General features: G+C 73.1%; 2 protein-coding genes and 1 pseudogene. All 3 read right to left on the bottom strand.

The window, feature by feature from the left end:
- Positions 1-685 (bottom strand): annotated as a pseudogene (locus ACFVHV_RS31985) (hypothetical protein); the annotation flags it as partial.
- A gap of 419 nt (positions 686-1104) precedes the next feature.
- The gene (locus ACFVHV_RS31980) at positions 1105-3408 is read right to left on the bottom strand and encodes a hypothetical protein (RefSeq protein ID WP_380355717.1); all 2304 of its coding nucleotides are present in this window, start codon (positions 3406-3408) and stop codon (positions 1105-1107) included.
- A 343-nt stretch (positions 3409-3751) separates the two neighbouring features.
- Complete coding sequence (locus tag ACFVHV_RS31975; protein WP_380355715.1) at positions 3752-4021, bottom strand: hypothetical protein; 270 nt, start codon at positions 4019-4021, stop codon at positions 3752-3754.
- Positions 4022-4203 lie beyond the last annotated feature (182 nt).

The raw sequence follows: 4203 nt of genomic DNA, 5'->3' as shown, positions 1-4203 counted from the left end.
CCCGCTCCCGCTCCGCCTCGTCCGCCCTCGCCTCCGCGAGCTGCTGGGCGTGCTCGGCCTGGTCCGCCCGCGCCTTCGCCTGACTTTCCTTGAACTCGGCTGCGATGGCGCGTTGTTCGGCCTGTTCCCGGGCCTCGTCCGCGGCCTCGCGCGCCGTACGGTCCCGGGCGGCGGCGGCCTCGGCGGCCTCCTGGTCTGCGCGTGCCTGCTGGGCTTCCGAGCGCGCGGCGGCGGCGTCGGCCTGAGCCTGGACTGCGGTTTGGTTCGCCTGGGCCACGTCGTTGGCGTTGGCGGCGCGCGCGGCCGCCAACCTCGCCTCGATCCCCTCCGGAGAGTTGATCTTCTGGAGTTCCAGTCGCATGTCCGAGGCGACTTGCTCCAACCGCGTCACGGTCTCCTCGACCCTGTTGATCTGGCCGGGGAGGCCGGGTGCGTTGCGCTCCCGGGCACGCGCGGCCTTGTTGTCCTGCTGGCACTTCGTGTCGCAGAACTCCGGCGGGCGGCCGGCCGCGCTGGCCGGCCTCGTCCGGGCGATCGGCGTCCCGCAGTACTTACAGGGCTCGGGCCAGTAGCCGTGTGGTGCCTCCTCGTTGTCCCCGGTCCCGGGACCGGGGAGCGGGATGCCGAGGTTGGCCACGGCGGTGCCCAGGTGGGCCAACGGATCGGATGTGGGGTCGCTGGTCACGCGGCGGCCTTCCTGGATCGGGACAGGTGAGGGGCTACCCGATCATCCCGCAGAGGGCCGGCCCTTGGACGCGACCGCCACGCGAGATTTCAGGATTACCATTTCCAGTATTCTAGAAATCGGCGGACTTGATTCGGCGGTGCCAAGTAATGGGGTGTGGTCGTCGGCTTCTCGCCGACCGGTCCTGCTCGGCGGGGCTTCGCCCCGCTCGCTGACTGCGGCCGGGGGCCTCTCCGTCCGACGACGATTCCTAGCGTGTGCACGCTAGGACTTTCCGGTCCGCCTCTTCCCTCTCTCGGGTGGGAGGCGCCGCGCTGGTGCGCATCCGGCCTGTCGGTCGACGGGGCCCCGGGGGAGCCGGCCTGCCGGTGCCGTGTGGAGCCTTCGTCGCGCGGGAGTCTACCCCTTGCGGCCCCGGCTCACGCGCTCCGGCGGCGCTGCCCGCGTGTCGCTCCAGCGGCTTCCTCGGCGGCGGTGCGGCGGGCGGCGTGCCACCGGACTGTCAGCTCGCCCCGCCAGGTGACGCACCGTTCGCCCGGCGCCGCGTGGCAGTGCGGGCAGCGGTGGCGGGCGGGCAGCACCGGGCCCCGGCGGCGGGCGGGCTTCGGCTGGTCGGCTCCGGTGGCGCTGAGGTGCGCGGGGTCGATCAGGTCGCCGGCCTGGGCGAGCTGCTGGGCGTGGGCGAGCATGCCGACGGCTCCGATCCGCTCGGCCTCGATGCGCCGGGCGGCGGCGTGGTCGGGGCGGCCGTCCGGACGGCGGGGGTAGGCGCGGGCGCCGGGAGCCATGCCGGGGATGACCTGTTGGTCCGGTGCGGGCCGCAGTCCGCGGGCGCGCTTCTCCGCGCGGGGCAGTGCGCTCCACTCTTCCTCTGCCGTCCACCAGAGGTGCTGTTCGTGGTCCACGCGGGCCTGGACGGCCAGGGCTGCCAGGCGGCCGGCCGTCCCGGTCTCCTGGGCGACCTCGTACAGCGGCCGGGCGGTGGCCATGTAGACGGTGCGGCCCCGGTACCGGCCGGGGATGACGAGTCGGAGGTTCTGGAGGGCCTGGAGATGCCCGGAGGTGGTCCGGGTCCGGTAGCCGGTGGCGGCGGCCAGGGCCTGGAGGGTGGGGTGGGGGAGGTCCCGGACGGCCTGGAGGGTGCGGGCGGCGTGGTGGCCGAGGTGGTGCCAGATGTCGGCCTGCTGGTGGGTGATCAGGGCCCGGAGGTAGGCAGGGGCGTCAGCAGAGAGGGCACCAGGGAGGCCGTAGGGGGCGGCGGCGTTCCGCCTTCTGTCAGACCCCGAGTGAACTGCGGAAACGTCGTAGATGGCGCATCGGTGGCCGTCGTGATCCGGGCACTCGTGGGCGGTGGCCAGGGTGACCCTGCGGGCCTTCCCCGCCCGGCGGTCAGCCTCGGCGGTGACGGTGAGCCACCCGTCCCTGATTAGGCGCCACAGCGCCAGTGCTGCGGTCTGGTGGGAGTAGCCGCCCAGGACACCAAGGCGCCTGACGTTGGCGCTCACGTCGGTGGTGGCGGCGCTGAGCATCAGCCAGGCCAGGGCGGCCAGGACGGCGGCGTCAGCCGGACCGGACTCGCGCGCCCACCGGGCCGGGCCGGCGGCCCGCATCCGGGCGAACAGGTCGCTCACAGCCCCCTCGACGTCGGTCCGCTCGTGGCGGCCGCCGTCGTCCTGCGGACGGTGCGGCATCCGCGCAGCGTCCTGGACGGCGAGCCACCAGACCCTCGCCCACAGCCGGGCGGTCTGCTCGGCGTCGCGGGGTGTCCGAGTGCCGTCGGCCTGGCGCTCGGTGCGGAGCCATTCCAGCGCGGGGGAGGACTCGGCGTCGCGCACGACGGCCAGGCCCTCGGCCTGCGTCCACCCGGCCAGGGCCATGGCGCGGGCCGGGGCGTGCGCCCAGTCCGAGTGATTCTGACGCTCCGTCAGCGTTCGGCGGAGCGACCGGACGGCCCGCTCGCCGAGCGGGCGCCAGGGCACGGCGAGTTTCGGGGCGCCGGTGGCGTCCTGCTCGACAGGGCGGACGACCGGCCCCCGGGCGGCGATCGACGGCGGCACGGCGCCGGCCTCCGGCGCGGCCTCGGGCTGCTGCTCGACGGGACGCCCGGCCGCCATGGCCTCCAGCCGGACGGCCAGGCGCTCGAACGCCTCGGCGGGGGCCGAGGCGGCGCCGAGGGCGGTCACCGCCTGGTCGTCGCTGTGGGCAATCAGCTCGCTGTGCCCGCCGAACCGGTGGGCGGCCCCCGGCGGGCGGACCGCACCCGACTTCGGATTCACCAGCGGCGAGATGTCCAGGGAGGGGCACAGCACCCGTGCGGCACGGGCGATCCGCTGCACGACGGTGCTCGACACGCCCTCTGCGCACCCGAGCCACACGTGGCGGCCGCCGGTGGGACCGGAGCGGGCGGGAACGGGCTCGATGCTCTCGGCGGCGGCGGCGGCGGCCAGCAACTCAGCGTCCAAGGTTGCCTGTTGGGCGTCGGACCGGTGCTTGGCGTCCAGGTCGAACGGGATCAGCACGTAGCGGAAAACGCCTCGGTGGCGGCGGGTCAGGTACATGGCCACGGGCCGGGCCGGGTCCACCTCGTCCACGGACACCGTGTCGGCGTAGGAATTAGGCCACTGGCCGGGCTCGCCGGTCACCGCGCGCACCTGGGCGCGGGGGGAGAGGGTGAGGAACCGGGTCAACGTCGCGGCGTGCGCAGTCAGCTCTAGCGTGTGCACGCTAAAACCCCCAAGCCCGCTTTCGGACTTAGGGAGCATTTCGGGCACGGCGGCGGAGAAAAAGTCGCCTTGTCGATAAAGGCCGGATGACACACCGGCCCCGGGCAAGGGGGTACCGCCACCGTGGGCCGCTGCTACGATGGCAACGCTCCTCGGTGTTCGAGACAGCACACGGCCCCGCCGCCGGCCTAGGAAACCGGCAGCGCGTTCGGTGCTCTATCTGGGATCGGGGGTCTCAGCGTTGGTCGCCAAACCTCGTTCGGCTGAGACTCCGATGGCTCCAACACCTCGCCCGGCTAGGAAGGCCGGGCAGTTGGCGGGAGCCTAGGGCTCGGGGTTCAGATCAGCTGGCCTCCTTGAGCTGAATCGTCGTCGGCCAGCCAACCGGCCGCCCCGTCTCCGGGTCAACTTCGATCAGGCCGACCAAGTCGTTCAAGAAGCCGGCCACCGAGACGTTCAACGCCTCACAGATGCTCAGCAGCTTGACGGCGTGCTCGGGTACGAAGTTCGAGCCAGGGCGGTAGGGGTCGCCCGTTGACGGATCGTACGACGGCGCGCGGTACCGCGTACCTCGCGGGGGTCCGCCCACTCCTCGGCGATCTCTCATGGTCATGATCCTCCCACAGCGGCAGGGAGTCATGCAGCATCTTTGGGTGTGGCGCCCGAAATTCTTTGAGACCGCCGGGGTTTGATGAGCCGTTTGACCTGCTATTTCCGGTTTGTCCTACGGTGGGCCAGGTTTGGCAGGCGCCAGCGCGGCCGGCGGCGGCTGGTTGCGGCCGCCGGCCGCCCGGC

The sequence above is a fragment of the Kitasatospora sp. NPDC127116 genome (genome assembly GCF_042677365.1).
In the GTDB taxonomy this organism is placed as follows: Bacteria; Actinomycetota; Actinomycetes; order Streptomycetales; family Streptomycetaceae; genus Kitasatospora; species Kitasatospora lactacystinica.
The sequence above is the reverse complement of the archived record's forward strand: the minus strand, read 5'-3'. Positions and strand labels throughout refer to the sequence as shown.